This is a genomic window from Pseudomonas sp. MF09156 (genome assembly GCF_059862305.1).
Genome location: NZ_JCBCUR010000005.1, coordinates 327661 through 344860, shown reverse-complemented (window position 1 = coordinate 344860; position 17200 = coordinate 327661). Strand labels below are relative to the sequence as shown.

The window sequence follows — 17200 nt, the reverse complement described above, 5'->3', positions numbered from 1 at the left end:
TCGGAATTTTCGAGAACAGCGGACATTGGCATCGTTTATTGCTTCCCTGAGCCGGAATTGAACTCTATATTGGACTTGTAATTAGAGGTTTCACCCGGTGATTGAACCCGTAAAAGCACACTATTAGGGCGAATGATGGCTGTCAAAACAAATATTGACATGGTGTCAATTATGCGAGAGGGACTGTCCAGTGGGCAGGGCGTGAAGTACAAACGCCTGTCTGATGTGATGGAGCGGGGCATCCTCGAGGGCTTGATCGAACCAGGGCGCAAACTGCCGCCTCATCGGGTGCTTTCCGACAACCTGGGGGTGACCATCGGTACGATCAGCCGCGCCTACGGCGAACTGGAACGCCTGGGCCTGGTGGTGGCGCGGGTGGGCGACGGCACATTCGTGCGCAAGCGTGGGATGGAGCGCCAGCGCGACGAAGGCTTTCGCAACGTCAGCGAGGAACCGCGCCAGTACTTCGATATGAGCCGCAATATGCACATCCCGGGGCAGGAGACCACGTTCCTGGCCCAGAGCTTTGAAACCCTGGCCACCAATGCCAAGTTCCTGCAGGACATCAGTGCCTACACCCCGGACGCCGGCTTGCCCCGCTACCGCGCGGCGGGTGCGCAATGGTTGGTGCAGCGTGATTTTCATCCGATTCCCGAGCAGGTCATCTGTGTCAACGGCGGCCAGCATGGTTTGTTGTGCGCGTTGATGGCGTTGGTGCGCGCGGGCGATACGGTCGTCACCGAGCAGTTGACCTATCCCGGTCTGATCACTGCCGCACGGATGCTTGGCATCCGCCTGATCGGCCTGGAAATGGACGAGGAGGGTGTGCTGCCGACGGCCCTGGAGGAGGTGTGTCGTAATCACCGGGTTTCTGCCCTGTACTGCACGCCGACCATCCAGAATCCGACGACAGCGGTCTTGTCGGTTGCCCGCCGCGAGGCGCTGGCCAGGGTCTGCCGTGAGCACAACCTGCTGATCCTGGAGGACGAGGCCCATGGTGTGTTGGTGGAGGACCGCCCGCCGCCCCTGAGTCATTTTGCCCCGGAGCGCACGATTCTGATCAGCAGCCTGAGCAAGGCGGTATCGGCGGGCTTGCGCGTGGGGTATGTGCATGCGCCGCCGGCGTTGGTCAGCCGTATTTCCGCAGCGCTGCGCTCAACCTGTTGGATGGCCACCCCTGTGACCCTGGAACTGGCCACGCAGTGGATTGAAAACGGCACGGCAGCGCATCTGTTGCGTCAGCAGATCCACGAAATCAGCCGGCGCAAGGCGTTGGTCGAGGACCTGCTGAGCGGCCTGGAATACCGGACGCACCCCAATAGCCCGCACTTCTGGATTGAAGTCCCGGAGCCATGGCGTGCGTCGGAAATCGAGGCTGAGCTCAAGCAGAACAATTACCTGATCGCGACGGCCGAGGCCTTCGCCGTGGGGCAGACGGCCGTGCCGCAGTTTATTCGGGCGAGTATCTGCAATACGTCTGGGGATGATCAGCTGCTAAGGGCAGGGTTTGATGCGCTGGCCACGGCGCTGGGGCAGGGTGGGGACCGGTTTCATCTGTGAGGCTGGGTTATCGTTGATCGCAGGCAAGTCGCACCGCAGCTCCCGCATTTGACGTGTGAACCCGATCAAATGTGGGAGCTGGCTCAAGCAATGCAAATTACTTGAAGCGCCGCTCGACGCCCTTTTCCACAAGGATCTTCGCCGAAATCTCTTCCACCGAAAAATGCGTGGAATTGATGTGCGCAATGTTCTCCCGACGGAATAGATTTTCCACTTCCCGCACCTCGAACTCGCACTGGGCATAGCTCGAATAGCGGCTGTTGGGCTTGCGTTCATTACGGATCGCTGTCAGGCGGTCCGGGTCGATGGTCAGGCCGAACAGCTTGTGCTGATGGGTGCGCAGCACCGCCGGCAGTTGCAGGCGCTCCATGTCGTCCTCGGTCAGCGGGTAGTTGGCCGCGCGGATGCCGAATTGCATGGCCATATACAGGCAGGTCGGGGTCTTGCCGCAGCGCGACACGCCGACCAGGATCAGGTCGGCCTTGTCGTAGTAATGGGTGCGGGCGCCATCGTCGTTGTCCAGGGCGAAGTTCACCGCCTCAATCCGCTCCATGTAGTTGGAGTTATGGCCAATGGAATGGGACTTGCCCACGGAGTACGAGGAGTGTTCGCTCAACTCCTGTTCCAGGGGCGCGAGGAAGGTCGAGAAGATGTCGATCATGAAACCATTGGAGGTCGCGAGGATCTCACGGATGTCCTGATTGACGATGGTGTCGAAAATGATCGGGCGCACACCGTCTTTTTCGGCGGCCAGATTGATTTGTTGTACCATGGCCCGCGCTTTATCCACGTTATCGATATAAGGCCGGGTAAATTTGGCAAAGGTAATGCTTTCGAACTGCGCCAGCAGGCTCTGACCCAGGGTTTCGGCGGTAATGCCGGTGCCATCGGAGATAAAGAAAGCAGATCGTTTCATTTGAGCCTTGGGCCTTAAGCTGATGACGAATCTTGGATATGATAGGCGCGATTTTGCCGTCCCACAGTGGGCCGCATTCTCACTTATTTTCCAGGTCCAGGCCACAAACGCCGGTAAATGCTCCTACTGAGCCGCCGGCGCCCTGAGCTTTTCCAACACAGTTAGTGGAGAGATCACCTTGGTAGAGTACGTAGTTTCCCTCGATAAGCTCGGCGTCCATGATGTAGAGCATGTGGGGGGCAAGAACGCATCCCTCGGCGAGATGATCAGTAATCTTGCGGGCGCTGGTGTCTCGGTGCCCGGTGGTTTCGCCACCACGGCCCAGGCATACCGCGATTTCCTCGAACTGAGCGGCCTCAACGATCAGATCCACGCTGCCCTGGACGCGCTGGACGTCGATGACGTCAACGCCCTGGCCAAGACCGGCGCACAGATCCGCCAGTGGATCATGGAAGCCGAGTTCCCCGAGAAGCTCAACGCCGAAATCCGCACAGCCTTCGCCACCTTGTCGGCCGGCAACCCGGACATGGCCGTCGCCGTGCGCTCCTCGGCCACCGCCGAAGACTTGCCCGACGCCTCGTTCGCCGGCCAACAGGAAACCTTCCTGAATATCCGTGGCGTGGAAAACGTTATCCGGGCAGCCAAGGAAGTATTTGCCTCGCTGTTCAACGACCGCGCCATTTCCTACCGTGTACACCAGGGTTTCGACCACAAGTTGGTAGCGTTGTCTGCCGGCGTACAGCGCATGGTGCGTTCGGAAACCGGTACTGCCGGCGTGATGTTCACCCTGGATACCGAATCGGGCTTCCGTGACGTGGTGTTCATCACCGGCGCCTACGGCCTGGGCGAAACCGTCGTACAAGGCGCGGTCAACCCGGACGAGTTCTACGTGCACAAGCACACCCTTGAGGCCGGTCGCCCGGCGATCCTGCGCCGCAACCTGGGCAGCAAGGCCATCAAGATGATCTACGGCGACGAGGCCAAGGCCGGTCGCTCGGTGAAAACCGTTGATGTCGACAAGGCTGAGCGTGCGCGCTTTTGCCTCAGCGATGCCGAAGTCAGCGAATTGGCCAAGCAGGCGATGATCATCGAGAAGCACTACAAGTGCCCGATGGACATCGAATGGGCCAAGGACGGCGACGACGGCAAGCTGTACATCGTCCAGGCCCGTCCGGAAACCGTGAAGAGCCGCACCTCGGCCAATGTCATGGAACGCTACCTGTTGAAAGAAACCGGCACCGTGCTGGTAGAGGGCCGTGCCATCGGCCAGCGCATCGGTGCGGGCAAGGTGCGGATCATCAAGGACGTGTCCGAGATGGACAAGGTCCAGCCAGGTGACGTGCTGGTTTCCGACATGACCGACCCGGACTGGGAACCCGTGATGAAGCGCGCGAGCGCCATCGTCACCAACCGTGGCGGGCGTACCTGCCACGCGGCGATCATCGCCCGTGAGCTGGGGATCCCGGCAGTGGTGGGTTGTGGCAACGCCACCCAACTGCTCAAGGATGGCCAGGGCGTCACCGTGTCCTGCGCCGAAGGCGATACCGGCTTCATCTTTGAAGGTGAGCTGGGCTTCGATATCAAGCAAAACTCCATCGACGCCATGCCGGACCTGCCGTTCAAGATCATGATGAACGTCGGCAACCCCGACCGCGCCTTCGACTTTGCGCAGTTGCCGAACGCCGGTGTGGGCCTGGCCCGCCTGGAGTTCATCATCAACCGCATGATCGGCGTGCACCCCAAGGCCCTGTTGAACTACGACGGCCTGCCGGTGGAAATCAAGGACAGCGTCGACAAGCGCATCGCCGGCTACAACGACCCGGTGGGCTTCTACGTCGAGAAGTTGGTGGAAGGCATCAGCACCCTGGCGGCGGCCTTCTGGCCGAAGAAAGTCATCGTGCGCCTGTCCGACTTCAAGTCCAACGAATACGCGAACCTGATCGGCGGCAAGCTCTACGAACCGGAAGAAGAAAACCCGATGCTGGGCTTCCGTGGCGCCTCGCGTTACATCAGCGAAGCATTCCGTGACTGCTTTGAGCTTGAGTGCCGCGCCCTCAAGCGTGTGCGCAACGAGATGGGCCTGACCAACGTCGAGATCATGGTGCCCTTCGTGCGTACCCTGGGCGAGGCGAGCCAGGTCGTTGACCTGCTGGCCGAGAACGGTCTGACCCGCGGCGAAAACGACCTGCGCGTGATCATGATGTGCGAGCTGCCGTCCAACGCCATCCTCGCCGAAGAGTTCCTGGAGTTCTTCGATGGATTCTCCATCGGGTCCAACGACCTGACCCAGTTGACCCTGGGCCTGGACCGTGACTCCGGGATCATCGCGCACCTGTTTGACGAGCGTAACCCTGCGGTCAAGAAGCTGCTGGCCAACGCCATCCAGGCCTGTAACAAGGCCGGCAAGTACATCGGCATCTGCGGCCAAGGCCCTTCCGATCACCCGGACCTGGCCAAATGGCTGATGGAACAGGGCATCGAAAGCGTCTCGCTGAACCCCGATTCCGTGCTGGAAACCTGGTTCTTCCTGGCTGAAGGTCAAGCCTCGGCGTAATTGCCATTTGCCGGCCAGCCAGTGCGGCTGGCCGGCATTTCTCATTCTGTACAGGGCGGAACTCCTACCGGACGCCGCCCTTTTTTGTGCAAGAACATTATGCAAAGCAGCAGCAACCTGTTTCCCGTCGCCTTGATCAGCGCTGAGCGTCGTGGCGACCTGAGTGAAGATGTCTATCGCCTCAAGCCTGGCAACAGCCCCGACAGCACCGTAGAGCTGGCGGTGACACGCCTGGGCCTGGCCGATGTCGCGCAAAGCCGTGGCATACCGGTGGTGCTGGTGCATGGCAGCTTTTCCAACCGGCGCTTCTGGTATTCGCCCAAAGGTATCGGCCTGGGGGCGTACCTGGCGCGCCAGGGCTTTGATGTATGGATCCCGGAAATGCGCGGCCACGGGCTTTCCCGGCGCAACCAGGACTACGCCAAGAATCGTGTCGCCGACTATGCTCGTTACGATTTGCCAGCCATTGCCGCCTTTGTGCGTGAGCAAAGTGCGCAGATCCCGCACTGGATCGGCCATTCGTTGGGTGGCACGACTCTGGCGGCAGCCTTGGGCGGCCACTATCTGGGCGCGCCGGCGGTGGCGTCGGTGGCGTTGTTTGGCTGCCAGGTCAGCCGCACTTACTGGCCGTTGAAGATTCCGCCGGTGGAGTGGGGTGGACGCTTGATCCTCAAGCGCTTTGCCCAGCTCTCCGGCTCGCGCCTCAAGCGTGGTCCGGAAGACGAGCCTATCGGTCTGGCCCTGGAAAGCATGCGCTGGCACGGCTTGTTCGGGCGTTTCGGCGATGCCGAGCGCGACTGGTGGAAAGGCCTGGCCGAGGTCGATGTGCCGCTACTGGCCGTGAGTGCCGCTGGCGATCATCAGGACCCGGACTGGGCCTGCCGCAAGCTGTTTGAGCAGGTGGGCAGCGAGCATCGCCAGTATCTGTGCCTGGGGCGCAAGCATGGGTTCAGCGGTGATTTCGGGCATGTCGAGATGCTGGTCAGCAAAGCGGCGCAGGCCGAAGTATGGCCACTGGTGCAGCGCTGGCTGAAAGATCCCCTGACACCTCCGGTGGATGCACAGGCGCCGGTGCCTGCGACTGTCTGAGAAAAGGCTCTAAAGAGGGCGTTTCGCTTGAAGTGGCTTACGGCTAAGATATGACGCACCGAGCTATTTTGGTCATATTCAGTCGCGTAGTGGCTATTGCGTTACAGTCTGGTGGGTCTGATCATTGTCGCCCTTGCAGCGGCAGGTCTTAAAGAATGCCCGTTGCGATGCGTTTTCTTGATGTGGCTGTGGATGTTCGACACCTTCTTTCACCGACAGGAGTTTCTCGATGAACCATTACGTTACCCCCGACCTGTGTGACGCCTACCCGGACCTGGTGCAGGTGCTGGAGCCGATGTTCGCCAACTTTGGGGGCCGGGACTCCTTCGGTGGGCAGATCGTGACCGTCAAGTGTTTTGAGGACAACTCCCGGGTCAAGGAACAGGCCGAGCTGGACGGCACTGGCAAAGTGCTGGTGGTCGATGGTGGTGGTTCGCTGCGTTGCGCCTTGCTGGGCGACATGATCGCTGATCGAGCCGCAAAGAATGGTTGGGAGGGCTTGGTGATCTACGGTTGTGTGCGTGACGTTGACGTACTGGCGCAGACCGACCTGGGCGTGCAGGCCCTGGCCAGCCACCCTAAAAAGAGTCATCGTCAGGGTGTGGGTGACGTGGGCGGGGCCGTGACCTTTGCCGGCGTGACATTGCGTCCAGGCGAATATGTCTATGCCGATAATAATGGCGTGATTGTTTCGCCAAGCCCTTTGAAAATGCCTGAATAACCGCAGCAGCCGACAGGGGTGAGGATGTTCGAGGAAGAAAACGCGCAGTGGGGGCTGGTGCATGCCCTGGTGCTGGACGGTAAAGGCGGTGCGCGTTCAATTGCCCGGACTGAGCTTGACGAGCTGCAACTGCAGCCTCAGGAAAGCCTGTGGCTGCATTGGGATCGCAGTCATCCCCAGACCCAGACCTGGTTGCGCAAATCCAGTGGCCTGAGCGAGTTTGCCTGTGACCTGCTGCTGGAGGAGAACACCCGCCCGCGTCTGCTGCCGTTGCCGGACGACGAATTGCTGCTGTTTCTGCGCGGGATCAACCTCAACCCAGGAGCCGAGCCGGAAGATATGGTGTCGGTGCGTATCTTTGCTTCGGCTGACCGGGTCATCTCCCTGCGTCTGCGGCCATTGCGCGCCACCGACGAGTTGCTGGTGCAGTTGGCGGATGGTAAAGGCCCCAGGACTGCTTCCGAGCTGATCCTCTACATGGCGCAGTACCTGACCCATAAAGTGCAGGATCTGGTCAGTGACCTGTCTGAAATCGTCGATATCGAAGAAGAAAAACTCGATACCGACGAACGGTATACCCCGGAGCATGGCAGTGTCCTGCAGATCCGTCGGCGTGCCGCCGCGCTCAAGCGTTTTTTGGCGCCGCAGCGCGATATTTTCGCGCAACTGACACGCATAAAACTGCCATGGTTTGCCGATGACGATGCTGACTATTGGAATGAATTGAATAACAGCCTGACCCGTTACCTGGAAGAGCTGGAACTGAGCCGGGAGCGCGTGGGGCTGGTGCTGGAGGCCGAGGATCGGCGTTTGAGCGTGCGCATGAACCGCACCATGTACCGCTTCGGGATCATCACCGGGATCTTTTTGCCGATGAGTTTTCTGACAGGGTTGCTGGGGATCAACGTGGGCGGAATTCCGTTCTCCGAGAGCCCATATGGTTTCGCGCTAGCGTGCCTGTTGATGGTCTCGGTGGCCCTTGGGCAGTGGTGGTTGTTTCGACGTTTACGCTGGGTTTGACCTGAACGTGACCTGAACGGCGGGAGAGGTCATGTGACCCGACGAATTTTGCCCTCGTCTTTTAACTCACTTGCGAGAGGTCCCTATGCACGATCCGTTTGAACAGTCTCTGCGTGACATGCTTAATGCTTCGCCGTCCAACCGTGACGACGACGCTTGCCTGGGCCGCGTACTGAAAACTGCCAACCGCCAGGTAGGTGCGGGCGATCTGTTTGGTCTGCTCGGCCGCTGGGTGCCGGCATTGATGATGGCCCTGAACAATGGTTCGGCCCACGTATCACCTGTTTCTCGTCGTAAACCTATTGCTCGCACTGCTGATAAGGCTGATTGAATATGGAACTTGATCTCTGGACGCAGAGTCTGGTCACTGCAATGACTGCGTTGTGGACCAAGGTGGCGAATTTCATTCCCAACCTGTTTGGTGCGCTGGTGTTGGTGCTGCTGGGTTTTGTCGTGGCCAAGTTGCTCGACACCCTGCTCTCAAAATTGCTCGCCAAGCTGGGCCTCGATCGCCTGATGGCCGGCACCGGATTGACCAAGCTGCTGGGGCGTGCCGGGCTGCAAGTGCCGATCTCGACACTGATCGGCAAGATCGTCTATTGGTTTGTTTTGCTGATTTTTCTGGTTTCTGCGGCGCAATCACTTGGACTTGAGCGAGTTTCAGCTACGCTCGACATGCTGGCGCTGTATTTGCCGAAGGTATTCGGCGGCGCGTTGGTGTTGCTGGTGGGGGTTTTGCTGGCGCAACTGGCCAATGGGCTGGTACGCGGCGCTGCCGAAGGAGTGGGCCTGGACTATGCCAGCGGCCTGGGGCGAATCGCCCAGGGGCTGGTAATCATCATCAGTATTTCGGTGGCGATCAGCCAGTTGGAGGTCAAGACTGACCTGCTCAACCATGTGATCGTGATCGTTTTGATTACCGTTGGTCTGGCCGTTGCACTGGCCATGGGGTTGGGAAGCCGGGGAATTGCCGGTCAGATTCTTGCGGGAATCTATGTGCGTGAGTTGTATCAGGTTGGGCAACACGTGCGTGTTGGCGAGGTCGAAGGGCAGATTGAAGAGATCGGTACGGTGAAAACCACGGTGCTGACCGATGATGGCGAACTAGTGTCGCTGTCCAATCGGGTTCTGCTGGAACAGCAGGTCAATAGCCGCTAACCCGGTAAACCCTGCTAATGTACGCCGCCGCAAACCTGGGTATCCAGGCTGTGGCGGACATTGACCTGACTGTCGGCACGACTTGTTTTGAATAAAGCCCAAACGCTGTCCACGCGCTATGACCCCCGTGAGCTCTCTGATGAGGAGTTGGTCGCGCGCTCGCACACGGAGCTGTTTCACGTAACACGCGCGTACGAAGAATTGATGCGCAGGTATCAACGCACTCTGTTCAACGTTTGTTCAAGATATTTAGGGAACGATCGTGATGCGGATGATGTCTGTCAGGAAGTGATGCTCAAGGTGTTGTATGGCCTGAAGAACTTCGAGGGTAAATCGAAGTTCAAAACCTGGCTCTACAGCATCACGTACAACGAGTGCATCACGCAGTATCGTAAGGAACGGCGAAAGCGTCGCTTGATGGACGCATTGAGCCTGGACCCCCTTGAGGAGGCGTCTGAAGAAAAGACGCCGGCACCCGAGGAGAAGGGCGGGCTTGATCGCTGGTTGGTGCATGTGAATCCAATTGACCGCGAAATTCTGGTGCTACGATTTGTCGCAGAACTGGAATTTCAGGAAATTGCTGACATTATGCATATGGGTTTGAGTGCTACAAAAATGCGTTACAAACGTGCTCTTGATAAATTGCGTGAGAAATTTGCGGACAGTACTGAAACTTAGTTCGGTGCAAATATCTCTTACGTGTAGGCAAGTTCTGTTAGACTTGTCGCCGAGTTGTCCCCCGGTATGTGGGACTGCTTTACAATCACCAGATGGGGATTTAACGGATGAAACTGAAAAACACCTTGGGCTTGGCCATTGGTTCTCTTATTGCCGCTACTTCTTTCGGCGTTCTGGCACAAGGCCAAGGCGCAGTTGAAGGCGAGCTGTTCTACAAGAAGCAGTACAACGATAGCGTCAAGCACATCGAAGACGGCTTCAATCCTGGCGCTCGCATCGGTTACTTCCTGACCGACGACCTGTCCTTGAACCTGTCCTACGACAAGACCAACCACACCCGTTCGACTGACGGTACTGGCAACCAGAAGATCAAAGGTGATACCGGCAGCCTCGTTGCTCAGTACCACTTCGGTCAAGCTGGCGTCGACTCCCTGCGTCCATACGTAGAAGGTGGTTTCGGTCACCAGAGCCGTGGCAACGTACGTGCTGATGGCCACACTGGTCGCGATCAGACTACTTTCGCTACCGTTGGTACCGGCGTTAAGTACTACTTCACCAACAACCTGTACGCTCGTGCCGGTGTTGAAGCTGACTACGGTCTGGACAACGGCAAGTGGGACTACTCCGCACTGGTTGGCCTGGGCGTAAACTTCGGCGGTAACGCTGGCGCAGTTGCTCCAGCTCCTACCCCAGCACCAGCTCCAGAGCCAGTTCCAGAGCCAGAAGCTCCGGTTGCTCAGGTTGTTCGTGTTGAGCTGGACGTGAAGTTCGACTTCGACAAGGCCGTTGTTAAGCCTAACAGCTACGGCGACGTGAAAAACCTGGCCGACTTCATGAAGCAGTACCCAGCTACCAACGTAGAAGTTGCTGGTCACACTGACTCCGTCGGTCCAGACGCCTACAACCAGAAGCTGTCCCAGCGTCGTGCTGACGCTGTTAAGAAAGTCCTGGCCAATGATGGCGTTGAAGCCAACCGCATCACCGCGGTAGGTTACGGCGAATCCCGCCCAGTTGCTGACAACGCAACTGAAGCTGGTCGTGCTGTTAACCGTCGTGTAGAAGCGTCGGTTGAGGCTCAAGCTCAGTAATTACTGAGTGGTAGAAAAAAGCCCGGCTTAGGCCGGGCTTTTTTTCGCCTGCCATTTGCCTCAGGCGCTGGCCTGCAAGGCGACCTCTACCACGTTGCCCGCCACAGCTCCGATCACCAGGATCGCCGGGCTCTTCAAGGCAAACGCCTTGGCATCCTCCTGCATGTGCGCCAGGGAGCTGCGGCACTCACGCTGCTGGGGCAGCGAGGCGTTCTCGATCATCGCCACCGGCATATCAGGGGCCATGCCCCCTTCGAGCAATTGCCGGGCAATCTCTGAAAGCTTCGCCACACCCATGTACACCACCAGTGTCGTGCCACCCTCGGCCAATGCCCGCCAATTGAGGCGGCTGTCGTCCTGGGTATGGGCGGTGACAAGCGTTACGCCGCGACTGATTCCCCGCAACGTCAGCGGTATATCGCAGTTTGTGGCACCCGCCAGCCCCGCCGTGATGCCATTGACCAACTCCACGCTCACGCCTCGATCCCTCAGCCAACTCGCCTCTTCGCCGCCGCGCCCAAAAATGCACGGATCGCCGCCTTTCAGGCGCACCACACATTTGCCCTGGCGTGCATAACGCAGCATCAAGCGGTGAATGAAATCCTGGGGCGTAGAACGACATCCCCCGCGCTTGCCGACGGTTATCACCCGCGTACCGGGGCAATGCTCAAGTACCGCAGGGTTGACCAAGTCATCAATCAGTACCACATCGGCCTCGTGCAGGGCCCGTACCGCCTTGAGGGTCAACAACTCCGGATCACCTGGGCCTGCGCCCACCAGCCAGACTTTTGCGTTCATAGGTATTGCCCTCACACACTGATAGCGATTGGCTGCGAGGTGCTCGCCAATAGCCGTTTGATTTCGGGCACGCAGGAGCCACATTGCGTACCGCAGCCCAACGCTTGTTTCAGCCCATCCAGATCCAAACCACGGCCGATGCCGGCGCATATCGCGCTTTCACTGACGTTCTTGCAGTTGCAGAGGGTTCTGTTGCTGGTCATTTCACCACCGGGCGGCGCACTCAGCGGTGCCAGCAGCCAACGGCGCAATTGCTCGTCGGCCCGGCCTTCCAGCCACAGGCTTTGCAGCCAGTGGCGGGCTAGGGTTTCGCCGGCCAGGCGGATCGCGGTAATCCGGCCTTTCTCGATTTTTACCCGTTTGCCGATGGAGCGCCGCGGGTCGTCATAGGCCATGACCGGGCCGTCATTCAGGCCCAGCAGTTGGTCGATGGCCTTGAGCAGTTGCAGGTCCGGCGCCTCGCTATGTGCCGCGCGTACCAGCAGGGCAGGCCGTTCGCGCCCGGCCAGGCTCAGGCTGACATAGGCAAAACCCTCGCACAGGGGGCGCAAGGCTTCGAAGTGTTGCTGCACATCGCCCTCGATCAGCGCGAACAAGTGCCAGGGCAATTGCACGGCTTCCAGGCGCACGCCGCAGTGCTTGAGTTCCGGTTGTTTCGACAGTGGATCGAACGCCGGCTGGGTCAGGGCGTTGACGCCGCCCTTGAGGAAGCGATCGCCCCAATGCATCGGCAGGAACGCCTGGCCGGGGCGCACGCTGTCATCACTGCTCACCGCCACGATCACATTGCCACGACGGCTCTTGAGGTTGACCAGGTCGCCTTCCTTGAAACGATGCCGACGCAATTCGTCCGGATGCAGGCTGAGCAACGCTTCGCTGACGTGCCCGAAAAGTTGCGCCGCCGTGCCGGTACGGCTCATGCCGTGCCATTGGTCACGCAGGCGGCCGGTGATCAGGGTCAGGGGAAAGCGCGCATCACGCTGCTCCTTGGCGGCGCGATAAGGGTCGGCGACAAACCGCGCCCGCCCATTGGCGGTTGGGAAGATACCGTCGGTGTACAAGCGTGCCGTGCCGGCCTGGGCCTCTGCGGGAAACGGCCATTGCTGCGGGCCGATCCGGTCGAGCAGCGCGTGGCTGAGGCCTGACAGGTCCAGGTCTTGGCCACGAGTCAGCTGTTTGTATTCATCAAACACCTGCGCGGGGTTTTCGAAGGTGAACAGGCCGGTTTTCTGCGGGCGCAAGCGGCGTTCCAGGCGCTGGGCGAAATCCACGGTGATTGCCCAGTCCGGTCGCGCTTCGCCCGGTGGGGTGATGGCCTGGCGGACGTGGGAAATGCGCCGCTCGGAATTGGTCACCGTGCCGTCCTTCTCGCCCCAACTGGCTGCCGGCAGCAACAGGTCGGCAAAGGCCGCGGTTTCGGTAGTGCGAAAGGCCTCTTGCAATACCACGAACGGGCACGCGGCCAAGGCCAGACGCACGCTGTTCTGGTCCGGCATTGATTGCGCCGGGTTGGTACAGGCGATCCACAATGCCTTGATCTTGCCGGCCTGCACCTGCTCGAACAGTTCGATGGCGGTCAAGCCGGTGCTGGATGGCAGTTGCTCAACCCCCCAATAAGCGGCGACTTGGGCGCGGTGCTCGGCGTTGCCGGCGTCGCGATGGCCCGGTAGCAGGTTCGACAGGCTGCCGGTTTCCCGCCCGCCCATGGCATTCGGTTGGCCGGTCAGGGAAAAGGGCCCGCAACCTGGGCGGCCAAGGGTGCCGGTGGCCAGGTGCAGGTTGATCAATGCACTGTTTTTCGCGCTGCCGGCAGTGGACTGGTTCAACCCCATGCACCACAAAGACAGGAAACTCGGCGAGGTGCCGACCCACTCTGCACACTGGCGCAGTTGTTCGACGCTGATCCCGCACAATTGCGTGACCATCTGCGGCGTGTAGTCATGCACCAGCCGTTTCAGCTCGACCAAACCCTCGGTATGGGCCTGGATAAAGTCGCGGTCGATCCATTCTTCCCACAGCAACAGATGCAAAATCCCATGGAACAACGCTACATCAGTCCCCGGCAGGATCGTCAAGTGCATATCCGCCAGGTCGCAGGTGTCGGTGCGTCGGGGATCGATGACCAGCACCTTCATGTCCGGTCGGCGCGCCTTGGCTTCTTCCAGCCGGCGAAACAGTACCGGGTGGGCGTAGGCCATGTTACTGCCGACGATCATCACGCAATCGCTGGCCTCCAGATCCTCATAGCTGCACGGTGGCGCATCGGCACCCAGGCTGCGCTTGTAGCCGACCACCGCCGAGGACATGCACAGCCTGGAATTGCTGTCGATATTGTTGGTGCCCACCAGGGCTCGCGCGAGTTTGTTGAAGCTGTAGTAGTCCTCGGTCAACAGTTGCCCGGAGATATAGAACGCCACGCTGTCGGGGCCATGCTCGGTGATGGTATCGGCGAACACATTGGCCGCGTGTTCCAGGGCCGTGTCCCAGTCGGTGCGGCTGCGGGCCAGGCCCTTGCCCAGGCGCAGTTCCGGGTACAGCGCCCGAGCCGACCGGTCGCCGGTCAGGTGCAGGGTGGACCCCTTGCTGCACAGTTTGCCGAAGTTGGCCGGGTGCGCCGGATCGCCGCTGACCCCGAGGATCTGCGTGCCATCATGTTCGATCAGCACGCCGCAGCCGACCCCGCAGTAGCAGCAGGTCGATGCGGTGACCTGGCGGTTCATCAACCGGCGTCCCGCAGGGCCAGCATCACCCGGCCGTTTTCCACCCGGGCGTGGTGATGGTGGGCGCAGCCGATATCCGGGGCCTGGGCTTCGCCGGATGCCAGGTCGATCTGCCAGTTGTGCAGCGGGCAGGCCACGCGTTTGCCATAGATCAGCCCCTGGGACAGCGGCCCGCCCTTGTGCGGGCAGCGGTCGTCGAGGGCGAACACTTCATCGTCACTGGTACGAAAAATCGCGATTTCCCCTTTCGGGCCGCTGATGATGCGCGAGCCCAGGGCGTTGATTTCTTCGAGGGCGCAGATATCCAGCCAGTTCATAGCACTACCTCCAACTGTTTGACGGCGATGGTGTCGAATTCCTTTTTCAGCAATGGCTGCTCCAGGCGCTCTTTCCACGGGTCCTGTTCAAACGACAGGGAAAATTTCAGGCGCTCATTGAGGGCCTGGCGCCGCGCCGGGTCTTCCAGCACGGCCTTCCTGATGTGGTCCATGCCGACCCGTTGCAGGTAATGCACGGTGCGCTCCAGGTAGAAGGCTTCTTCGCGGTACAGTTGTAGGAAAGCGCCGTTGTACTCACGCACTTCCTCGGCGGTCTTGAGCTTGACGAAAAATTCCGCGACCTCGGTCTTGATCCCGCCATTGCCACCGATATACATCTCCCACCCCGAGTCGACGCCGATTATTCCCACGTCCTTGATCCCGGCTTCCGAGCAGTTGCGCGGGCACCCGGAGACCGCCAGCTTGACCTTGTGGGGCGACCACATATTGAACAGGTCATGCTCAAGCTCAATGCCCAGTTGCGTGGAGTTCTGCGTGCCGAAACGGCAGAACTCGCTGCCGACACAGGTCTTCACGGTGCGGATGGATTTGCCGTAGGCATGCCCGGACGGCATATCGAGGTCTTTCCAGACCCCGGGCAGGTCCTGTTTCTTGATGCCCAGCAAGTCGATGCGCTGGCCGCCAGTGACCTTGACCATTGGCACGTTGTACTTGTCGGCCACATCGGCAATCCGCCGCAGCTCGGCAGGATTGGTCACACCGCCCCACATCCGTGGGACTACCGAGTAGGTGCCGTCTTTCTGAATATTGGCGTGGGCCCGTTCGTTGATCAGGCGCGATTGCGGGTCGTCCTTGGCTTCGCCTGGCCAGGTGGAGATCAGGTAGTAGTTCAAGGCCGGGCGGCAGGTGGCGCAGCCGTTGGGCGTGCGCCAGTTGAGGTAGCCCATGGTGTCGGCGATGGTCAGCAGGTGCTGGTCGCGGATGGCCTGGCGGATTTGCCCGTGGTTGAGGTCGCTGCAACCGCAGATGGCTTTTTCGCTTTTGGGCTTGACGTCGGCGGCGCCGCCCACGGTATTGATCAGGATCTGCTCCACCAGCCCGGCGCAGGAGCCGCAGGAACTGGCGGCCTTGGTGTGTTTTTTTACCTCATCGACGCTGAACAGGCCCTGTTCCTGGATCGCCTTGACGATGGTGCCCTTGCACACCCCGTTACAGCCGCAGACTTCGGCGCTGTCGGCCATGCTCATGGCTTTGTCCTGGCCTTGGTGGCCTACATCGCCCAAGGCGTTTTCGCCGAACATCAGGTGATCGCGGATCTCGCCAATGCCATGGTTCTCACGGATCTGCCGGAAATACCAACCGCCGTCGGCGGTATCGCCGTACAGGCAGGCGCCGACCAGTATGTCGTCCTTGATCACCAGCTTCTTATAGACGCCGCCAATGGGGTCGGAAAGGGTGATTGTCTCGGTGCCTTCGCCGCCCATGAAGTCGCCAGCAGAAAACAGGTCGATGCCGGTGACTTTGAGCTTGGTCGAGGTCACCGAGCCTTTGTAGGTGGCGAAGCCCAACTGCGCCAGATGGTTGGCACACACCTTGGCCTGTTCGAACAGCGGTGCCACCAGGCCGTAGGCAATCCCACGATGGCTGGCGCACTCGCCGATGGCATAGATGCGCGGGTCGTAGGTTTGCAGCGTGTCGTTGACCAGGATCCCACGGTTGCACGGGATGCCGGACCGTTCCGCCAGTTCGGTGTTGGGGCGGATACCGGCGGCCATCACCACCAGGTCGGCCGGAATCACTTCGCCATTTTTGAACTGCACCGAGCCCACGCGGCCATTGCCGGCGTCATGCAGGGCCTGGGTCTGTTCGCACAGGCGAAACACCAGGCCCCGGCTTTCCAGTTCGGTTTGCAGCAACTGGCCGCTGGTCTTGTCCAGCTGGCGCTCCAGCAGCCATTCGCCGATATGCACCACGGTCACGTGCATGCCGCGCAGCATCAGGCCATTGGCGGCTTCCAGGCCCAGCAGGCCGCCGCCGATGACCACTGCGTGCTTGTGGGTTTTGGCGGTGTCGATCATGGCCTGGGTATCGGCGATGTCGCGGTAGCCAATCACGCCCTGCAAGGTGTTGCCGGGGATCGGCAGGATAAACGGGGTCGAACCGGTGGCGATCAGCAGGCGATCGTACTCGGCCTCGGTGCCGTCTTCGGCGATGACTTTGCGCTTGACCCGGTCGATCTGCACCACCTTGCGGTTGAGCAGCAGCTTGATGTTGTTTTGCAGGTACCAGTCCAGGTCGTTGAGCACGATCTCTTCGAACGTCTGCTCGCCGGCCAGCACCGGCGAGAGCAGGATGCGGTTGTAGTTGGTGTGGGGCTCGGCACCAAACACCGTGATGTCGTACAGCTCGGTGCTCAGTTTCAGCAGTTCTTCAAGGGTGCGAACCCCGGCCATGCCGTTGCCGATCATCACCAGTTTGAGTTTCTTCATGTCGTTCTCCGCAGTGGCTCGACAAATCACGCGCAAACAAAAAAGGCGTCCCGCTAGTTGCCTAGCGAGGACGCCTTTGTCCTGGTCCCGTTCTCTCGGGAGAGCCCCACCTTCGTCGTTGAAGGGTGGGC

At 60.1% G+C, this 17200-nt stretch carries 14 protein-coding genes; 9 read left to right on the top strand and 5 right to left on the bottom strand.

The annotated features are described in order from the left end of the window. The first annotated feature begins 135 nt into the window (after positions 1-135). The gene (locus tag AC19YY_RS15470) at positions 136-1560 is read left to right on the top strand and encodes an aminotransferase-like domain-containing protein (protein WP_170043304.1); all 1425 of its coding nucleotides are present in this window, start codon (positions 136-138) and stop codon (positions 1558-1560) included. A 97-nt stretch (positions 1561-1657) separates the two neighbouring features. Here AC19YY_RS15470 and ppsR read toward each other — a convergent pair whose 3' ends face one another. Beyond that, the gene (gene ppsR, locus AC19YY_RS15465; RefSeq protein WP_076961191.1) at positions 1658-2476 is read right to left on the bottom strand and encodes a posphoenolpyruvate synthetase regulatory kinase/phosphorylase PpsR; all 819 of its coding nucleotides are present in this window, start codon (positions 2474-2476) and stop codon (positions 1658-1660) included. Positions 2477-2654: 178 nt separating this feature from the next. Here ppsR and ppsA point away from each other — a divergent pair, with 178 nt between their 5' ends. From ppsA to AC19YY_RS15425, 8 genes are all read left to right on the top strand, one after another. Continuing rightward, positions 2655-5030, top strand: a complete 2376-nt coding sequence (gene ppsA, locus AC19YY_RS15460) for a phosphoenolpyruvate synthase (RefSeq protein ID WP_170043305.1) — start codon at positions 2655-2657, stop codon at positions 5028-5030. A gap of 99 nt (positions 5031-5129) precedes the next feature. Beyond that, positions 5130-6119 carry an alpha/beta fold hydrolase gene (locus AC19YY_RS15455; RefSeq protein ID WP_500604455.1) on the top strand — a complete coding sequence of 330 codons (990 nt, stop codon included), beginning with the start codon at positions 5130-5132 and terminating at the stop codon, positions 6117-6119. A gap of 229 nt (positions 6120-6348) precedes the next feature. Further along, positions 6349-6840, top strand: coding sequence for a ribonuclease E activity regulator RraA (gene rraA / locus AC19YY_RS15450; protein ID WP_170057727.1), 492 nt, complete (start codon positions 6349-6351; stop codon positions 6838-6840). 24 nt (positions 6841-6864) lie between these two features. Continuing rightward, positions 6865-7860 carry a divalent cation transporter CmaX gene (gene cmaX / locus AC19YY_RS15445; RefSeq protein WP_169954243.1) on the top strand — a complete coding sequence of 332 codons (996 nt, stop codon included), beginning with the start codon at positions 6865-6867 and terminating at the stop codon, positions 7858-7860. 85 nt (positions 7861-7945) lie between these two features. Beyond that, on the top strand, positions 7946-8191 hold the full coding sequence (locus AC19YY_RS15440) for a hypothetical protein (RefSeq protein WP_038442312.1): 246 nt from the start codon (positions 7946-7948) through the stop codon (positions 8189-8191). A 2-nt stretch (positions 8192-8193) separates the two neighbouring features. Continuing rightward, positions 8194-9018 (top strand): mechanosensitive ion channel family protein, encoded by an 825-nt coding sequence (locus AC19YY_RS15435; RefSeq protein ID WP_169954242.1) that lies wholly within the window; start codon positions 8194-8196, stop codon positions 9016-9018. A gap of 87 nt (positions 9019-9105) precedes the next feature. Further along, on the top strand, positions 9106-9696 hold the full coding sequence (gene sigX / locus AC19YY_RS15430; RefSeq protein ID WP_038442311.1) for an RNA polymerase sigma factor SigX: 591 nt from the start codon (positions 9106-9108) through the stop codon (positions 9694-9696). Positions 9697-9803: 107 nt separating this feature from the next. Next, complete coding sequence (locus AC19YY_RS15425; RefSeq protein WP_169954241.1) at positions 9804-10784, top strand: OmpA family protein; 981 nt, start codon at positions 9804-9806, stop codon at positions 10782-10784. A 60-nt stretch (positions 10785-10844) separates the two neighbouring features. Here the strand turns inward: AC19YY_RS15425 and cobA are convergent, their stop codons facing one another. Genes cobA through nirB form a run of 4 tightly spaced genes read right to left on the bottom strand, consistent with a single transcriptional unit; the run spans position 10845 to position 17069 of the window. After that, a complete protein-coding gene (gene cobA, locus AC19YY_RS15420) occupies positions 10845-11582 on the bottom strand; it encodes a uroporphyrinogen-III C-methyltransferase (RefSeq protein WP_500604454.1) in 738 nt (245 codons plus the stop codon). Positions 11583-11593: 11 nt separating this feature from the next. Further along, entirely contained in the window at positions 11594-14302 is a 2709-nt protein-coding gene (locus AC19YY_RS15415; protein ID WP_500604453.1) for a nitrate reductase, read from the bottom strand. Then, complete coding sequence (gene nirD / locus AC19YY_RS15410; protein ID WP_169954238.1) at positions 14302-14619, bottom strand: nitrite reductase small subunit NirD; 318 nt, start codon at positions 14617-14619, stop codon at positions 14302-14304. The genes AC19YY_RS15415 and nirD overlap by 1 nt, the downstream gene beginning before the upstream one ends. Next, positions 14616-17069, bottom strand: coding sequence for a nitrite reductase large subunit NirB (gene nirB, locus AC19YY_RS15405; RefSeq protein ID WP_500604452.1), 2454 nt, complete (start codon positions 17067-17069; stop codon positions 14616-14618). The genes nirD and nirB overlap by 4 nt, the downstream gene beginning before the upstream one ends. Positions 17070-17200 lie beyond the last annotated feature (131 nt).

What these genes read in the sequence shown, in the direction of transcription:
- cmaX (WP_169954243.1), top strand. Translation starts at nt 6,865, where the DNA reads ATGTTCGAGGAAGAAAACGCGCAGTGGGGGCTGGTGCATGCCCTGGTG.
- ppsR (WP_076961191.1), bottom strand. Translation starts at nt 2,476, where the DNA reads ATGAAACGATCTGCTTTCTTTATCTCCGATGGCACCGGCATTACCGCC.
- cobA (WP_500604454.1), bottom strand. Translation starts at nt 11,582, where the DNA reads ATGAACGCAAAAGTCTGGCTGGTGGGCGCAGGCCCAGGTGATCCGGAG.
- nirD (WP_169954238.1), bottom strand. Translation starts at nt 14,619, where the DNA reads ATGAACTGGCTGGATATCTGCGCCCTCGAAGAAATCAACGCCCTGGGC.
- AC19YY_RS15470 (WP_170043304.1), top strand. Translation starts at nt 136, where the DNA reads ATGGCTGTCAAAACAAATATTGACATGGTGTCAATTATGCGAGAGGGA.
- AC19YY_RS15415 (WP_500604453.1), bottom strand. Translation starts at nt 14,302, where the DNA reads ATGAACCGCCAGGTCACCGCATCGACCTGCTGCTACTGCGGGGTCGGC.
- rraA (WP_170057727.1), top strand. Translation starts at nt 6,349, where the DNA reads ATGAACCATTACGTTACCCCCGACCTGTGTGACGCCTACCCGGACCTG.
- AC19YY_RS15425 (WP_169954241.1), top strand. Translation starts at nt 9,804, where the DNA reads ATGAAACTGAAAAACACCTTGGGCTTGGCCATTGGTTCTCTTATTGCC.
- AC19YY_RS15435 (WP_169954242.1), top strand. Translation starts at nt 8,194, where the DNA reads ATGGAACTTGATCTCTGGACGCAGAGTCTGGTCACTGCAATGACTGCG.
- AC19YY_RS15455 (WP_500604455.1), top strand. Translation starts at nt 5,130, where the DNA reads ATGCAAAGCAGCAGCAACCTGTTTCCCGTCGCCTTGATCAGCGCTGAG.
- AC19YY_RS15440 (WP_038442312.1), top strand. Translation starts at nt 7,946, where the DNA reads ATGCACGATCCGTTTGAACAGTCTCTGCGTGACATGCTTAATGCTTCG.
- nirB (WP_500604452.1), bottom strand. Translation starts at nt 17,069, where the DNA reads ATGAAGAAACTCAAACTGGTGATGATCGGCAACGGCATGGCCGGGGTT.